This window comes from Candidatus Omnitrophota bacterium (assembly GCA_040755155.1).
Taxonomy (GTDB): Bacteria; Hinthialibacterota; Hinthialibacteria; order Hinthialibacterales; family Hinthialibacteraceae; genus JBFMBP01.
In genome coordinates this window covers 77530-93162 of record JBFMBP010000139.1, presented here as the reverse complement: position 1 = coordinate 93162, position 15633 = coordinate 77530, and the positions used below count along the sequence as shown (strand labels likewise).

Genomic DNA, 15633 nt, shown 5'->3' with positions numbered 1-15633 from the left:
AATAATCTACGCCGCCCCCGCCAGACCATTCTCCTGCGATGGATTTTCGAACGCGATCGCCAACTCCTCATTCTTCAAGTCGACTGTAATCTTCGCTCCGTCCAGGATTTCGCCGGAGACTAGGGCGCGGCCTAGGCGGGTTTCCAGTTCTTTTTGCAATAGCCTTCGCAGCGGGCGCGCTCCGTAGACGGGGTCGTAGCCGCTGAGGGCTAGATGTTCTTTGGCCGCTTGGCTTACTTCCAACGTCATACGGCGGTCCTTGAGGCGCTTGCGCAGTTCTTCCAGCAGCAGGTCGACGATCTTTTCGATCTCTTCCAGGCGCAGCGATTTGAAGAGGACGATGTCGTCCACGCGGTTGAGAAATTCCGGGCGGCAGTGCAGCCGCAGTTCCTGCAAAACGCCGTTGCGCGCCGATTCTTCGACCTCGCCGGAATCGCTTACGCCTTCCAACAGATATTGCGAGCCGAGGTTGGAGGTGAGGATGACGACGGTGTTCTTGAAATCGACCGTGCGCCCTTGCGCGTCGGTGAGGCGTCCGTCGTCCATGATTTGCAGCAGCACGTTGAACACGTCGTGATGCGCTTTTTCGAACTCGTCGAAGAGGATGACGCAGTAGGGCTTGCGGCGCACCGCTTCCGTCAGCTGGCCGCCTTCCTCATAGCCCACGTATCCCGGAGGCGCTCCGATGAGGCGGGAGACGGCGTGCTTTTCCATGTATTCCGACATGTCGATGCGCACCATGTTCTCTTCCGAATCGAACAGCGTCTGCGCCAGCGCTTTGGCCAGTTCCGTCTTGCCGACGCCGGTGGGGCCAAGAAAGATGAAGGAGCCGATGGGACGGCGCGGGTCTTTGATGCCGGCGCGGGCGCGGATGACGGCGTCGGCCACCGCCTGCACCGCCTCGTCCTGGCCGATGACGCGCCGATGCAGAACCTCGTCCAGCCGCAGCAGTTTTTCCCGCTCCCCTTCCATCAGGCGGGTGACGGGGATGCCAGTCCAGCGGGAAACGATGTCGGCGATCTCCTCTTCGGTAACCACTTCGCGCAGGAATTTCGCTGCACCCTGTTTGCGCGTCAGCGCCGCTTCTTCCTTCTCCAAAGTCTTCAACAGCGTCGGCAGTTTGCCGTGCCGCAATTCCGCCGCTTTGGATAGATCGTACGCCCGCTCGGCGAGTTCGATTTCATGACGCGCGTCTTCAATCTGCTTGCGCAGAGCGCCGATCTGGCGCAGGCTTTCTTTCTCCGCCTCCCACTGCGCTTTCATGCTGTCGGTCTTGGCGCGCAGATCGGCCAGTTCTTTGCGCAGTGCTTGCAGCCGCTCTTGGCTGGCTTTGTCTTTCTCCTTGCTCAGCGCCTGTTCTTCGATCTCCAATTGCATGATGCGGCGCGTGCTTTGATCCAGTTCCGCGGGCATAGAGTCTATCTCGGTGCGGATCATGGCGCAGGCCTCGTCGATGAGGTCGATAGCCTTGTCAGGCAGAAAGCGGTCGGAGATATAGCGTTGGGAAAGCACGGCCGCCGCCACGAGCGCGTTGTCTTGTATCTTCACTCCATGATGAACTTCGAAGCGCTCGCGCAGGCCGCGCAGAATGGAGATGGAATCCTCCACCGTAGGCTGCTCCACCAGCACCGGCTGGAAGCGGCGCTCGAGGGCGGCGTCTTTTTCGATGTACTTGCGGTATTCGTCCAGCGTGGTGGCGCCGATGCAGTGCAGTTCGCCGCGCGCCAGCATGGGCTTGAGCATGTTGCCCGCGTCCATCGCGCCTTCCACCCTGCCTGCGCCGACGATGGTATGCAATTCGTCGATGAAAAGCAGGATGCGCCCTTCGCTCTTCTTGATCTCGGTCAACACGGCCTTGAGCCGTTCCTCGAATTCGCCGCGATACTTGGCGCCCGCCACCAGCGCGCCCATATCCAGCGCGAAGATGCGCTTGTTCTTCAGCCCTTCGGGAACGTCGCCGCGTACGATGCGGTGCGCCAGCCCTTCGACGATAGCCGTCTTGCCTACGCCCGGCTCGCCGATGAGCACGGGATTGTTTTTGGTCTTGCGCGACAGAATGCGGATGATGCGGCGAATCTCGCCGTCGCGTCCGATGACGGGATCCAGTTTGCCCTGCAACGCAGCGGCCACCAGATCGCGACCGTAACGCTCCAGCGCGTCATAGGCCGCTTCCGGCGTGGGACTGGCGACGCGCTGATTGCCGCGCACTTCCGTCAACGCCTTTAGAAATTGGTTGGCGGAAACATTGGAACTGTTAAGCACTCGGCTGGAAAAGAACGTCGGCCCTTCGTTAATAATGGCCAGCATCAGATGTTCGAGGCTGATATAGTCGTCCTTCAGCCGTTTGGCTTCTTCTTCAGAACGGAGCAGGACTTGATTGAGGCGCGCAGAGACGTAAATTTTCCCCGCTTCCGTCGCTCCGCCGCTCATGCGAGGACGCCGCTCCAATTCAGCGGCGATTTGGTGACGAATGGCGGAAAGAGGGGCGTTCATCTTGGTCAGCAGGCGCGGAATCAGTCCCTCCGGCTGATCGAGCAGCGCTAAGAGCAAATGTTCCACGTCCACTTCGACATGTCCGCTGCGAATAGCCGAATTTTGCGCGTCGCTCAACGCTTCCTGCGATTTTTGGGTAAAACGATTCAAATCCATTATCCACCTCCTGCGATGGAATGGCATCCAATTCTTGTTGCTAATAATTCCCCTCGCCCTCTGGGAGAGGATTTGGGTGAGGGATTATTAGCTAAATACTATCAACCCTCACCTAACCTCTCCCAATCTTGGGAGAGGAATTTGAAAAGCGATATTTCATAGGTGAGTAGTATTAGGCGGACGCGGTTTAAGGGAACGCGCCGCTAGAACGATTCTCTTGGGTTATGTTTGGAAATGCGGGACAACGACTGATACAACCGCCTTTCCGCTTCGGTGAGAGCAGGAGGAACGACGATGATAAAGTTGACGTATTGATCTGCCCGGATGCCATTCTTCATCGGCAATCCCTTGCCGATCAGGCGCTGTCTTTTGCCCGAACTGGAACCTGCGGGCAGGCGGATGGTCATCGATCCATCCAGCGTCGGAACTTGAATCCAGGCGCCTAACGCCGCTTCGTAAGGAGTGACGGGGATGTCCGATTCCACGTCGTATCCCTTAACTTTCAGATGCGGATGGACGGCTACTTTCAACGAGATATAAAGGTCGCCCCTCACTTTGCCGATTTTTCGTTTGCCGCCTTGTCCCCGCAGGCGGATGCAACTTCCATCGCGTGCGCCGGGGGGCAACTTTACGTCATACAATTTTTTCTCGACTTTTTCCCTTCCTAGCCGTCCGGTTTGGTTTACGTAAATTTCGAATTGGATCGTTCTTCCGTGATAGAGGTCTTCCAATGCCACCTCCATATCGGCTTCCAGATCGTTTTCGTTTTTTTCGCGGGCGAAGAGTTTTATCTTCGCCGAACCGTTCTTCTTGCGGGAAAACCGCGAACTTTGCCCGAATACGCTTTCGAAGAATTCGCTGAAGCGGCCGGTTTGGGCGCCATTTGTCTTCCCGTTTCCATTGGTTTTCTTTTGGAATTGGGAAAAATCGCTTTGGGCGAAGGAACTCTTGAACGGATTTTTCGGTTTGCGTTGTTCGTTGAGTTCGTCGTATTTACGCCGTTTTTCCAGGTCTTTCAGAACTTCGTTGGCTTCGTTGATCTCCTTGAATTTTTCTTCCGCATCCGGCGACTTATTCACGTCGGGATGAAATTCCCTAGCCAACCGGCGGAAAGCTTTTTGCACTTCCGTTGGCGTTGCGCTTCTAGGAATTCCTAGGATGTTGTAATAATCCCGAAAGTTAACCGCCATGCTCCTGCCGCCGTCTCCGCTTTCTTCGCGTTTGGTAGAATTTAGGAGTGATTCAATCAAACATTATAAAGGGTTTTCGGAAATTCGCGGCGCCTTGCGACGGTATTTTTTTACTAATACGCGAATTTCATGGCGGCAAAGGATATGGCGATCGATCATCCGGCTCGAATACATCCTCGAATACTTGTCAACCCATTAGTTTTAGCGCTTCTGCTCTCACCTTGATTTTGAAGAAAAGCAAAAGGCGTGCTAACTCTTTCTTGGATTAGCGATATCGGCGTAACATGCTTACAAATAGCAGGTTAAAAAATATAAAATCGAAAAATATTTATTAGAGAAAAAGGATTTCCCCTTTACTGCGCCGATTTGGCGCACAGGTATTTACTTTATAACTCATGTTACGCGCAATGGGTAATTAAAGGAATCTCTTACTCTCGCCGTTTGAATCACGAAAACGCGAAATGAAAAAGAAAAACACGAAAAAGGAATCCCTTCATAAACCCGCCGTTGAAACGGCTATTTTCATATGCCCCTTTCAAGGGGCATCTGGCAATAGCCTTTCAAGGCTGGGAGAAGAAATTTCGCTAAATTCAATTCTTTTCGCCTCTCTTGAACGATTTTTCCAATAGCGCGACGGTACTGGCTGCGTAACATGAGTTTATAATATAAAACCAATCTCTTAAAAAATCGTTATATGGAAAGGGAGAAAATTTCCATGAGATAGTTTTTCTGAAGGGAGGATAGAACCGATGAATATCAGCGCTGCGTTTCTTATGCTCGTTTTTCTTGGCGGGACGCCGGATGAAATCATGAAGAAAGATTGCCGGGTGGCAAAAGAATGGATAACCCCAAAGCCTGCATTATCGTTAGATGTTTTCGATTCTCGTTGCGATTCTCTTCGCAGGAAGATGTTTCGTTGCCAACCGCTCACTCTCGATAGCGCCATGAAAAAAATCGAATTATTGCAGTCGGAGGCGGAATGGAATCGAATGATGGGCAAGTCGCCGGTGTTGGAAAAGTATCCCATCAACATTCGGCAAACCAATCCAAAGATCGGCTATACCATGCTCTATAATCCCCAACCGCGAGATTTTCAGAGCAGGATACTCGTCAATCCTCCCGCGAACTCTCGAAAGCCGGTTCAGGGAAAAGGAGCGATTCCCAAACCGGTTTTGAAATATAAGATAAAAGGGAAATAGAAGTTAGCCGAAAAAAAGGGATTATTTAGCGAGACGGATGGTTTTTCTTATAAACGAATCGAGTATACTGGGAAATAACGGCGGAGCAGGTAAGGGATCATTGCTAAACAGGATGACGCGCCTATGACGGACAAAGCCGTACATAACCCTCATTCTTTCGGGAATTTGCTGCGATTGGTTGGATTAACGCTCCTTACCGCCTGCATCTATGTCATATTGAAGATCCAGGGGAAGCTTCGGATGTAGCCATTTCCCGAGTTTCACCCACAGCTGTCAATCGGACATCCAAGCCGAAGACCTTGTTAAAAAGGTCTTTTTTCTTATCCAAAGCTTTGATTTCTCCCTCAATGGAAAGGGGAGTATCGATATAGATTTGGCAAACTCCATTTTGAACGATGCAAGTCAATTCGTCGATTTCCAATCGCCGCGAACGGTCCAAGGCGTCGGCGACGCGCAATATTCCCGCCATTTTATTAACGATTTCCCGATCCGTAGGGGAAAGCAATAGGAATTCGTGATGATTCGGTTTGGGAGACGAACGGCGATGATAGCGAGCGATATTGGCGATGATTCTTTTATCCCGCTGATTGAAGGAAGGCAACTTGCCGTCCAGGATCAAGCGCAGGGAATGTTTATGGTGTTTTTTATCGCCGACCGCTAAGCCGATATCATGCAGATAAGCGCCGCATTCCAGATAAAAACGCTCTTCTTCTCCATAGCCATGATAAAGGGATAATTTATCGAAGAGTTGCACCGCCAGTTTACCGACTTGAATAGAATGGGCGGAATCCTTTAAGAATTTCGTCATACATTGAAAAGCTTCGTTTCTCAATAGTGACCGCATTTCGCTGGTTTTGGAATCGATGACCAACAGATTGCCTTTCATGCGACCGTTCTTTCTTGGACGCGAATCCATTTTCAAAACATCATTCGAATCAATATGAATTATTATCGCCTAACTTATGGCTTACGTTGAGAATATAACGCGCCAACCAGGAAATGTCATTCAAAAAATTCATAAATTTCTAACAAAATACTCATACTATGTTCGCTGTAATTTTATATATATTTGCAAGATTCTATTTATTAAGTCTTTGTGAGCCTCTTGCAAAACTCCATAATTCCTCCCCCAAGCTTGGGGGAGGTTAGGAGGGGGTTGCTTTAAGTCTAACATAATCAACCCCCCTCTAACTCCCCCCAAGCTTGGGGGGAGAATTTAAAAGCGGATTTTATTAATTTTGCAAGAGCCTCTTTGAGTTAGTAGAATCGTAATTCAAACTTTGTAACCGGCTCGCAATCCAGGACAGCGCTTCTTCTTGATCGACCTTTGGGGTTTTCAAACCTTCTTCAATAGCTTGAACCATGCCGATATCTTCAAGCGAATCCTCAAGAAATATTTCCATAACAATCCTCTAATAATGGCGGAAAATCGATTATTAAATCCGATCCCCTTTATTAATAATACGTATCAATCCACCGAATGTTTCAAAGGTGATCAAAAAATCATTTTTCTGCCATTAGAGCCTCTTGCAAAACTCCATTATTCCTCCCCCAAGCGTAGGAGAGGTTAGGAGGGGATTATCTTAAGCCTAATAAAATCACCCCCCCTCTCTAACTCCCCCCAAACTTGGGGGGAGAATTAAAGCGTAGACTTTATCCTTTTTGCAAGAGCCTCATTGGAGAAAAAAATTCTAACGTAAAATAGAATCGATTCATCTCCATTCGTCTAGAGGAACGATAGGCTTTGAGAATTTTGGCGGCTGGGCGCCATCGGAACAGGGCGTCAGGAGAATGGCGAAGCGGCAATTTTCCGTTTTTCCCGCTGGACGAACAACGAGTTTCTTAATGTCTGGCTGCTGCTTTTCCGGCGCGGGCGGATTGGCGGATTCGATATGGAACGCAGCGCCGGCGGGGGATAGAATCTCCGCTTGGAGCGTTTTGCCGCTTTTTTTCAATATAGCAGTTGAACCGTCGACTTGAATCTCGCCGGGCGTCAACATGCTCCATTCGATGACAGAAGGATTTAGGGCGTTGATTTCATCTTGGATCAGGATGCGCTTACGATCCGCCATCGCGATTCCGCGAACGACTTTTTTCGCCTGAGAGGCGTAGGCGGCGGAGAGATCGGCCACGGCGAAAGCCCAATCCGGCTTGGAATCGAAGCGGACGATGGGCGCCGCCGCTTTGGGGTCTTGGTTCTGGCCGTCGATCATGATCGTATTATGGCTATGGGTGTTGAGACGAAAATAAGTCCAACGCTTGCTTCCAAAATAACCAGGCAGGTTGTAATCGTCGCCACCCAGGTCTACCGCCCAGCGGATTCCATCGGCGTCCAATACGAAGCCGCCGAGATCGAGATGGCTATGGTTGGCTTTATTGTCGCCTCCCTTGAAGCCAACAAAGAGCGCGTTGGGATCGTTCCAGGCGCTGCGGAAGAAGGCAACGTCGACGCCGCGATAAAAGGCGTCGATGGGTAAACCACTTTGGGATGGATCCTCACCCTTCGCCGTGTACCAGACTAAATCCAACGCTTCAGGATGGTTCAGCCGCTGGAGTTGATGCCAGGCGTAAACGGGTTTATCGTAGCGATCCGCCATCCAGAACATTTCCGCCGCTCCGCCCGCGTAGGGGCTGGCGTCGGCGTAATTGAAGGTCAAGTTGGTTGGTCCGGTGAAATCCATGCGGAAAAAGCCGGTTCGATCCATGCCCTCCATCGCGGAGAGGCCGAAGTCCGTCCCCAGCGCCGTTTGCAGCGAAGCAAGGAAATAGACTGTGTAGCGGGTGGCGTAGTGCCAATATCCCGGTCCCTCGTTCCATCCCCCATCGGGGGCGTATTCCTTCAGGGCGATTTTGATGTTTTCCAAGGCGAAGTTTAGGATATCGGACGCGATTTCCGGCTCTTCGTCCGCTACGGCGAGGGCGGCGACGCCTACGCCGCCGTTGCAGACCTGATTCCAATTATGACTGCAAACGCTCCACCATGTATTTTCCCGGCAGGCGCGGAGGTAAGGTTCGAATCCTTTTTCGATCAACGCCGTTCGGATTACTTTGCGTTCGGCGGGAGAAAGATCGTTATAGAACCAATCGTAGGCGATGGCTAAGGCGTGGGTCATTTCCGCCGTATCGAGAAAATGAGGCGGATGCCAGTCGGGAAAATTGGCGGCGGCGTAGATTTCGGCGCGGGCGCGGTCGATGTATTCCTTTTTCTTATCTAAACGGTAAAGCAGGCAGAGAGTATACAACCGATCCAGGCAGCGGCGGCTTTGAGAAAGCAGGCGCGGACCTTCGAGTTTATACTCCACCGGCGCGGCTTTCATGATCCGATCGGCTTCCGCTTGGAGATCGCGATAGATTTTGCCGGCGGTTTTGTCCTTGGCGATCAGTTGCTTGATTTCCGCAACGCGCTCGTCAGTAAGAATCAGGCGCGGATGCGATTTTTTCAGCGTTTTAAGAATATCGCCCTTTTCCATGGCAGGCAGCAGGACGGTGGAATAAGCAGCGAAAAAGAACGCCATCCCTAATCGAATAAGCCATCGGCGCATAATCGGTTTCCCTTTCCAATAAAGAGTATTGAGCGAGCGGTTTTCGGCGAATCATGGCTAATCGCCGTCATGTCGTTCGTTTATAAGCTTTTTTTCTATATGTCGCAAGCGAACGGCGCCGGGTTTCTTTTTTGAGTCAAGTTCATCGTCCCTGACGAACGGGGATTGATCGTATAACCTATGTAAAGAAGAATTGTTACGGCTAGTTCCAACATGTATGGGGGGAACGCTTGATGAATTGGCAAACCAATCCCGTCGTTTTTCGCGAATTGATCCGGCATTTGCGTTCGCCCCGCGCTTTTCGAAGCCTCTTCCTTGTATTATCGATTACCGGCTTGATATTTTGCTTCAATTATTATGTGGGTATGCGTTCGTGGACGATCGATCACCGAGATGGCCGGACAATCTTTTTTCCCCTCATCTATATTTTATGTTTATTCGGATTTCCCTTATCGGCGTTGGCATCCGCCGGAATCGTTCACGAGCGGGAGGCGGATACGCTTGACTTGCTGCTGACGTCGCCGTTGAGGCGATTATCGATTTTGTGGGGAAAATGCGCCGCCAACCTGGTCTACGCCTTATTGTTCGCCGCCGCCATTCTGCCGTTTCTTTCTATTTGCTTCCTCATCGGGGGCATATCGATCAACGATATGGCGCAATGCTTCAGCGCCATTTTCGGTTTTTACGTGTTGGCGGTGATGATGGGCGTCTTCGTTTCTCTGTTTTCCGTCTCTACTGCCTCCGCCAGCCGGGTATCTATCGGCTTGTTGATCTTATTGATTTTGGGGCCTTATGCCTTCCGTTATATATGGGAAATCTTAAAAATCATGTTAGCCAAATCCACAGCTCAAGATTGGAGCGGTTTTGGATTGGAATTGGCTATCAATCCTTTCGCCGCCATCGTCCTTGTGAACGTTCCTATGTCGATTTCCAGCGTAGTTCCAGGGGGCGGCAAGTCGAGAAGTTACATTCTCAAGTTTTTCGCCGACAATCCGGGCGTAGTCTCCGGATTCGTAAATCTCTTGCTTGCGTTGATTCTCTTTCTGATAACGGCGTATTTATTTCATTTATTGGGACCGCTTCTCTCGGCGCGATTCAATTGGAATATCTTTCCGCGCCGAAATCAATCATCCCAAAACGCGAAAAATGCGACTATTGAGGATTCCATACAACCCTTTTTCGACGCCTTGGGAAAAGCCGCTTATCAAAAAGAGACATTGTTTTATAACCGCAAATTGCTTACGCAGGATCGAACGCTCATAATCGCCATGGCCATCATCTCTTTTCTGATTGCATGGGTATTTTGGGCGGCGACGGGCGGAGGCCATGATGTTAACGATTTTATGCACGTGCGAGTCGTCATCGCCTCGCTCTCGGCGGCCATTACTTGTTTCTTTTCCCATATCGCTCCCAGCCATTCCATAACCGTGGAGAAGCGGCGCGAAACCTGGCCTTTGCTGCGAACCACTACCATACCCTCCATCAGCATTATTCGCGGCAAAGTCTTCGGCCATTTCAAGCAATCCGTTTATCCCATTTTGGCTTTGTTCATTTTTTATTATCTGGCCAATTTCTTTTTCGCTTTATGGCATAATCGTTGGCCCAATCGCTATTATTTAACGGATTTGTTTTTTCTCCTCTCGTTTTATCTGTGCTGCATCTACTTTTATACTTGCTTGGGGATTATGTTTTCCAGTTTGTCCCGCGATGACGGCATTTCACCTTCCCGCAAGACCTTCGGGACCGTTATGCTTCATGCCATTATCCCCTACCTCGTCACGGCCGCGATTATGATGACGGCGGTCGTTTTCAATCCTTTCCAAACGATGAATATCAAAGAACACCCGTGGTTGAATGCGATTTACAATTACCTTTATTTTTTCTCTCCCCTCAGTCTTCCCGCGCCGATCGAATGGAATGGGATTCATTACGCCATCCTATTCGTCCATTCCATCGCTTTGATCGTTCTTGGAACCATATTCATGTGGGGCGCCTGCGGCTATATTAAAAAGAGAGAATAACCAGGCGCGGGCGCAACAAGTTATAAATTTATGTTACGCGCGATGAAAAGCAGGTTGAGATTGTTTTCGCATCGTATTGAATTACGAAAACGCGAAAGAAAAAGAAAGACGCGAAAAAGGAATCCCTACCTAAACCCGCCGTTGAAACGGCGGGCTATTCTCGTTTGCCCCTTTAAAGGGGCATTTGACAATAGCCCTGCCTTTCAAGGCTGGGAGAAGGAATTTCGCGGCATTCGATTCTTTTTGCGTATCGAAAGAGCCATAATCATGGGAACCTCAACGCCTTTTTGGAATGATTTTTCCGAGGACATGAAAATATTGGCTCGGCAACATGAGTTATGCCGAGGAACCATTTCAAAGGGGATTGAGTACAATCACATATCTTTACGATTCGAGGCCGAGGATGGATTCTTTATTTCCAGAAGAGAATAAAACCAAGAAAATCTACGTCAACGAACTGCAAGTGGGTAAAGACGTGCAATCCCTATTCGTCATTACCCGCATCGCCTTGCGGGAATACGACAAGGGGCAGTTGTTGAACCTGCGGCTGGGAGATAAGACGGGGAAAGTTTCCGCCGTCTTGTGGGGCGGCGCCGAGGAGGCGTACAAGCGGCTGCGCGAGGGCGATCTCGTCTCCGTCGCCGGAAAAGTCAATTCCTACCAGAACGATACGCAGATCACGGTGAGAAGCATCCAAGCCGTACCCGCGCCGGAAGATTTGGACCCGGCGGATTTTCTTCCCGCTTCGCTCAAGCCGCTAGAAGAGATGGCGGCGGAATTCGATGGGATGTTGGAGACGATGAAGGATGAGGATTACCGCGCCTTATTGCTAGCCTTTCGCCAGGACGAGAGCCTATGGCAAGAATTCAGCCGCGCGCCCGGCGCCAAGATGTGGCATCATCCCTACTTGCATGGATTGTTGGAGCATACGCTGAGCGTCATGCGCTTGTGCCGAGCCATTGCGCCCAATTATCCCCGCGTGGCGGAAGATCTGCTTCTGGCCGGGGCCGTCTTTCACGACGCGGGAAAAATGAGGGAATTCGTCTACCACTACCGCATCGATTATAGCACCGACGGCAGGCTCTTGGGGCATATTTACATGGGGACGGCCTTGGCGGAAAATCTGATGGATCGCTTGCCAGATTTTCCCCCGGAAAAACGCCGCCGGCTGTTGCATGTCATCTTATCTCACCACGGCGAAGTCGAGCGCTCTCCTATTCTCCCCATGACGCTTGAAGCCAACCTGCTGCACCACATCGAAAATATGGACGCCCAGATGGCCGCTTACGAACGGGAAATGGACAAGGCCGAAAGCGGCGCCAAGGAATGGACTGGCTACGTCAACCTGATCCAGCGCTATTTGTACCTTGGAGAAAACCATTCGCCAAGCCAAAATGATAGGGATGAAGATTAACATTTCCCATTTCGCGGATGGATGGAAAGCGGACGAATTTTATGACGTCGTATAAGCCGTGGCTCAGCCCCGCCCATTTTCATCGCCTTTACCGGCGGAATTTTAGCCGACGCTTGTTGGAACTGATTCTATTGGCGTTGACGGGCGGTCTTTTGGGCCTGCAATTTTTATATTTTTCGGCGGAGATTTTTCGCCTGAGCAATCTGGCGATCAATATCGTTTTTCTTTTGATTGCAGTTGTATTTTTGAGGACGTTATATCGGTATGTTTTGGAATGGGCTTCTCATGGAATCCGCCTTGCATCGTATTTTCGCCAATGGGAGGAACGCCACCCCGAAGCAGCGAATCGCTCTTCGCTAATGATCTATGCGGAGAAACATCCCGAAGAGATTAAACGACTTGGCTATTCGTCCGAATTGCTGGAAGCCGACGACCGCTGGCTGTCGGGCTATCTCGAACGCATCGGCCAGGAAGAACAAAAATCGCTTTCCATCGTCCTGGCAATCGTTTTTCTCGCTGTTTCAATCTCTTCAGGTCTTTATTATTCCATACGAGGTGATTTGGCGCGAGAACGGCTAGATCGAATCGTTCAGGCGCTTTACATTCGCGGAACCTCGGTCGAACCGGCGGCGTTAGTTACGTCAAGCGCCGTTCAAGCGGCGCGGGGGGAACCGGTTATGCTTTCCGCCGTCCGGCGCGACGGCAATTTCGCCAGTTCCGCTTTTATTCATTTGGCGAATGCTTCCGGCTGGAAGACGTATCCGGCGGCGGTCTTGGGAAGCCGCATCGCGTTTTCCGTGCCCGCGCTGCATGAACGAATGGAATATTTTTTCTCCGCCGGCGGCTCCATTTCAAACCAAGGCTTCGCCATTCCCCTCGATCCTCCCGTATTAGCGGAAGGAGTCATTACCATAACGCCGCCGTCCTATACGGCGCGTCCACCGGAGGTCCTATCGGGACTGCGTCCTATATCGGTTTTACGCAACAGCCGCATCGTCATCGAAGCCACGGCGACAGAACCGTTGCAATCGGCTTCGTTTCTCTGGAACGAAGAAAGCCGCCCCGCCGAGGTCATTGGGAAAACGATATTCGCCGCATTCACCGCCGATCGATCGGGCGAATATTCCCTTCAACTGACGGACGAACATGGCTTATCCAACAACGGACGGGGCTATAAATTAACGGCTATTCCGGACGCGACGCCGGAAATCGCCATTCTTCAACCGCCCGCCGTCATTCCTATGCCCGCCGCCATGAAACAGCGGCTGCAAGTGCGCGCCAGCGACGATTACGCCGTGCACCGCATCTATTTTCACTACGCCGTGAATAACAATCAAAATACGGCTAAGGAGGAATTTCTTTGGGCGTATACTCAGGAAACGGCCAAAGACGTCGGTTCGGCGACGCAATTTTTCCTGACGTTCGATTGGGATATGGAACCGTTGATGATGTTCCCCGGCGACGAAGCGTCCTATTATTTCACGGCGTGGGATGGCGATCAAATTGACGGCCCCAAAATGGGGCGTTCTTCGACGAATATCGTCCGCTATCTCTCGCTCGTCGATCTTCTCTCCGATCTGGACGAATCGGAATCGCAGCAGGTCGGCGGTTTGAGCGACGTGGTCGAAGAGCAAAAGCAGATAACGGAAGACGTCAAAAAAACGCTGGGCAACGTAGAGGATAAAATCGAAAACGCCGCCGATAACGAAGAGAGCGAAAAAGACCTTTGGATGGAGAAAAAAGACCTGGAAGCCTTAAAGGATCGGCAGGAGCAGCTGGTCGAAGAAGCGAAAAAAATCGAAGAGGAATTGGGAAAATATCAACAATCCGCCGAAGAGAATCTTTCCCCGGAAGAACAAAAGCAGCAGGGATTCACTCCCGAAACTTTGGAAAAAATGACGCGCATCCAGGATTTGCTCAAGGAATTACTCGATAAAGACAGTATGCAGGTCATGCAGAAACTCGAGCAGACCGTCGAACAACTTTCCAAGCAGATCAATGCGGAACAATTGCAGGATTTGAATTTTTCTATGGAGAATTTCGAACAGCAACTGGAACGTACGCTGAATATGCTCGAGGACGCTTACGACGTCCGCCAATTGGAAGGGCTGCGCCAAATGACGGAAGAACTCGCCCAGCGCCAGGAACATTTGAAAAGAGAGACGGAAGAAATCGCGCAAGCCAAGCAATCTTTGGACGATCAAATCGCGCAGGCGGAAAAAGAAGCGGAAAACGCCGCTAAAACCGGCGAAAACGCCAGCGAAAAAAGTCCTGATGAGGGCAAAAAAGAAGGAGACGAATCTGCTAAAAGCGATGAAGCCGCCCAAAAACTGGAGGAACTGAAAGCCCAGAAAAAAGAATTGGAAAACCAGGAATCCATGCTGGCGGAACGGCAGCGCAACCTGGAAAAAGACGCAAATGAGATGATGCAAAAGATGCAGGGGATGCAAAAAAATCTGCAAGAGAAAAATCCCGTCATTTCCCAAAAACTCCAGGAAATGGCGGAAAAGGCCATGGCGCAGAATCTGCAAAACGAACTGGCGCAGGCGACGCAGAAACTGCAACAAGGTCAAAGCCAACAAGCCCAGCCCCATCAACAAAATGCGCAGAACCAATTGCAGGAAATGGCGCAGGAACTTCAGGATAATTCGTTCGATTTGGGCGGAATGAACATGCAGATGGATATGACCGCCCTCAAGCGGTTGGTGGATCGCGGCTTGTTCCTTTCCGAGCAGATGGAATCGCTGACAGAATCGCCTCTAGGCCGGGGAGCCGCGTCGCTAGCTCTGCGCCGCGCCAGCGCTTTCCATCGGGAATTGAGGCGCATCGAGGGCGAATGGACGGCGCTATCCCAAAGCAATCCCTTCATGAGCCGGGATGTGGAAGCGTTTTTGCGGCGCGGCGAAGAACGGCTGCAAAAGGCGGTAGACGCGGGGCAGGGCGTGCAATGGGTGGGTCTGCACGAAACGCGCCAATCGATGATGGCGCTCAATACGGCTGTCAGCAAGATGATGCAGGACATGCAATCCATGCAGCAGCAAATGGCCCAATCGCAGGATTTGCAGCAGCAAATGCAGCAGATGATTTCCCAACAGCAGGACTTGAACCAGATGATGCAGCAATTGCAGAAGATGGGAGAGAAGGGAAAGGAGATGCTGCAACAACTCCAAGAAATGGCGCAGCGCCAGGCCGCCATCCGCCAAGAGATTGAAAAGATGATGCGGCAATACCGCTACTCGAAGCAGCTGCGCAACCGCCTGGAAGGCATTTACGACGAAATGCGCGAAGTAGAAAAACTGCTGAAGGACGGGCAAAACAACGAAGAGGTGCAGAATAAGCAAAAGCGCATCCTCACGCGCATGTTGGAAGCCGGAACCATGCAGGAAGAAGACCAGTACGGCAAAGACCGCAAGGAAGAGACGGCGAAAACCGGGACGGAAGGCGCTCAGCCCAGCGGCGATTACGCCATGACGCTGAAAGAAAAAATGCGCCGCGCCGTCGATCGCCCCCTGCCGGAAAACATCCCCCCGCAATACCGAGAAGCGTTGAAATACCTTTATGTGCGCTTGGCGGAAGAGACGGGGAGATGAGGTCTGTTCTCCTATTATAAGGAGTCTT

At 51.3% G+C, this 15633-nt stretch carries 9 protein-coding genes; 4 read left to right on the top strand and 5 right to left on the bottom strand.

Going from position 1 to position 15633, the window contains the following annotated elements:
• Positions 1 to 6 precede the first annotated feature (6 nt).
• Positions 7 to 2649 carry an ATP-dependent chaperone ClpB gene (gene clpB, locus AB1656_21165; protein MEW6237906.1) on the bottom strand — a complete coding sequence of 881 codons (2643 nt, stop codon included), beginning with the start codon at positions 2647 to 2649 and terminating at the stop codon, positions 7 to 9.
• 203 nt (positions 2650 to 2852) lie between these two features.
• Positions 2853 to 3839, bottom strand: a complete 987-nt coding sequence (locus tag AB1656_21160; GenBank protein MEW6237905.1) for a DnaJ C-terminal domain-containing protein — start codon at positions 3837 to 3839, stop codon at positions 2853 to 2855.
• A 749-nt stretch (positions 3840 to 4588) separates the two neighbouring features.
• On the opposite strand from AB1656_21160, the gene AB1656_21155 reads away from it, so the two are divergent.
• Positions 4589 to 5038: a hypothetical protein gene (locus AB1656_21155; GenBank protein ID MEW6237904.1), complete on the top strand. Its 450-nt coding sequence runs from the start codon at positions 4589 to 4591 to the stop codon at positions 5036 to 5038.
• Between the two features lie 211 nt (positions 5039 to 5249).
• Here the strand turns inward: AB1656_21155 and AB1656_21150 are convergent, their stop codons facing one another.
• The 3 genes from AB1656_21150 to AB1656_21140 form a co-directional block, all read right to left on the bottom strand.
• On the bottom strand, positions 5250 to 5924 hold the full coding sequence (locus AB1656_21150) for an HD domain-containing protein (protein ID MEW6237903.1): 675 nt from the start codon (positions 5922 to 5924) through the stop codon (positions 5250 to 5252).
• A 346-nt stretch (positions 5925 to 6270) separates the two neighbouring features.
• Positions 6271 to 6441: a hypothetical protein gene (locus AB1656_21145; protein ID MEW6237902.1), complete on the bottom strand. Its 171-nt coding sequence runs from the start codon at positions 6439 to 6441 to the stop codon at positions 6271 to 6273.
• Positions 6442 to 6750: 309 nt separating this feature from the next.
• A complete protein-coding gene (locus AB1656_21140) occupies positions 6751 to 8580 on the bottom strand; it encodes a heparinase II/III family protein (GenBank protein ID MEW6237901.1) in 1830 nt (609 codons plus the stop codon).
• Positions 8581 to 8813: 233 nt separating this feature from the next.
• Here AB1656_21140 and AB1656_21135 point away from each other — a divergent pair, with 233 nt between their 5' ends.
• From AB1656_21135 to AB1656_21125, 3 genes are all read left to right on the top strand, one after another.
• Positions 8814 to 10601, top strand: coding sequence for an ABC transporter permease subunit (locus AB1656_21135; GenBank protein MEW6237900.1), 1788 nt, complete (start codon positions 8814 to 8816; stop codon positions 10599 to 10601).
• A gap of 403 nt (positions 10602 to 11004) precedes the next feature.
• On the top strand, positions 11005 to 12015 hold the full coding sequence (locus AB1656_21130) for an HD domain-containing protein (GenBank protein ID MEW6237899.1): 1011 nt from the start codon (positions 11005 to 11007) through the stop codon (positions 12013 to 12015).
• Between the two features lie 41 nt (positions 12016 to 12056).
• On the top strand, positions 12057 to 15605 hold the full coding sequence (locus AB1656_21125) for a DUF4175 family protein (GenBank protein MEW6237898.1): 3549 nt from the start codon (positions 12057 to 12059) through the stop codon (positions 15603 to 15605).
• Positions 15606 to 15633: the final 28 nt, after the last annotated feature.

Coding starts and splice junctions, on each gene's coding strand:
- clpB (MEW6237906.1), bottom strand. CDS start 2,649: ATGGATTTGAATCGTTTTACCCAAAAATCGCAGGAAGCGTTGAGCGAC.
- AB1656_21160 (MEW6237905.1), bottom strand. CDS start 3,839: ATGGCGGTTAACTTTCGGGATTATTACAACATCCTAGGAATTCCTAGA.
- AB1656_21155 (MEW6237904.1), top strand. CDS start 4,589: ATGAATATCAGCGCTGCGTTTCTTATGCTCGTTTTTCTTGGCGGGACG.
- AB1656_21150 (MEW6237903.1), bottom strand. CDS start 5,924: ATGAAAGGCAATCTGTTGGTCATCGATTCCAAAACCAGCGAAATGCGG.
- AB1656_21145 (MEW6237902.1), bottom strand. CDS start 6,441: ATGGAAATATTTCTTGAGGATTCGCTTGAAGATATCGGCATGGTTCAA.
- AB1656_21140 (MEW6237901.1), bottom strand. CDS start 8,580: ATGCGCCGATGGCTTATTCGATTAGGGATGGCGTTCTTTTTCGCTGCT.
- AB1656_21135 (MEW6237900.1), top strand. CDS start 8,814: ATGAATTGGCAAACCAATCCCGTCGTTTTTCGCGAATTGATCCGGCAT.
- AB1656_21130 (MEW6237899.1), top strand. CDS start 11,005: ATGGATTCTTTATTTCCAGAAGAGAATAAAACCAAGAAAATCTACGTC.
- AB1656_21125 (MEW6237898.1), top strand. CDS start 12,057: ATGACGTCGTATAAGCCGTGGCTCAGCCCCGCCCATTTTCATCGCCTT.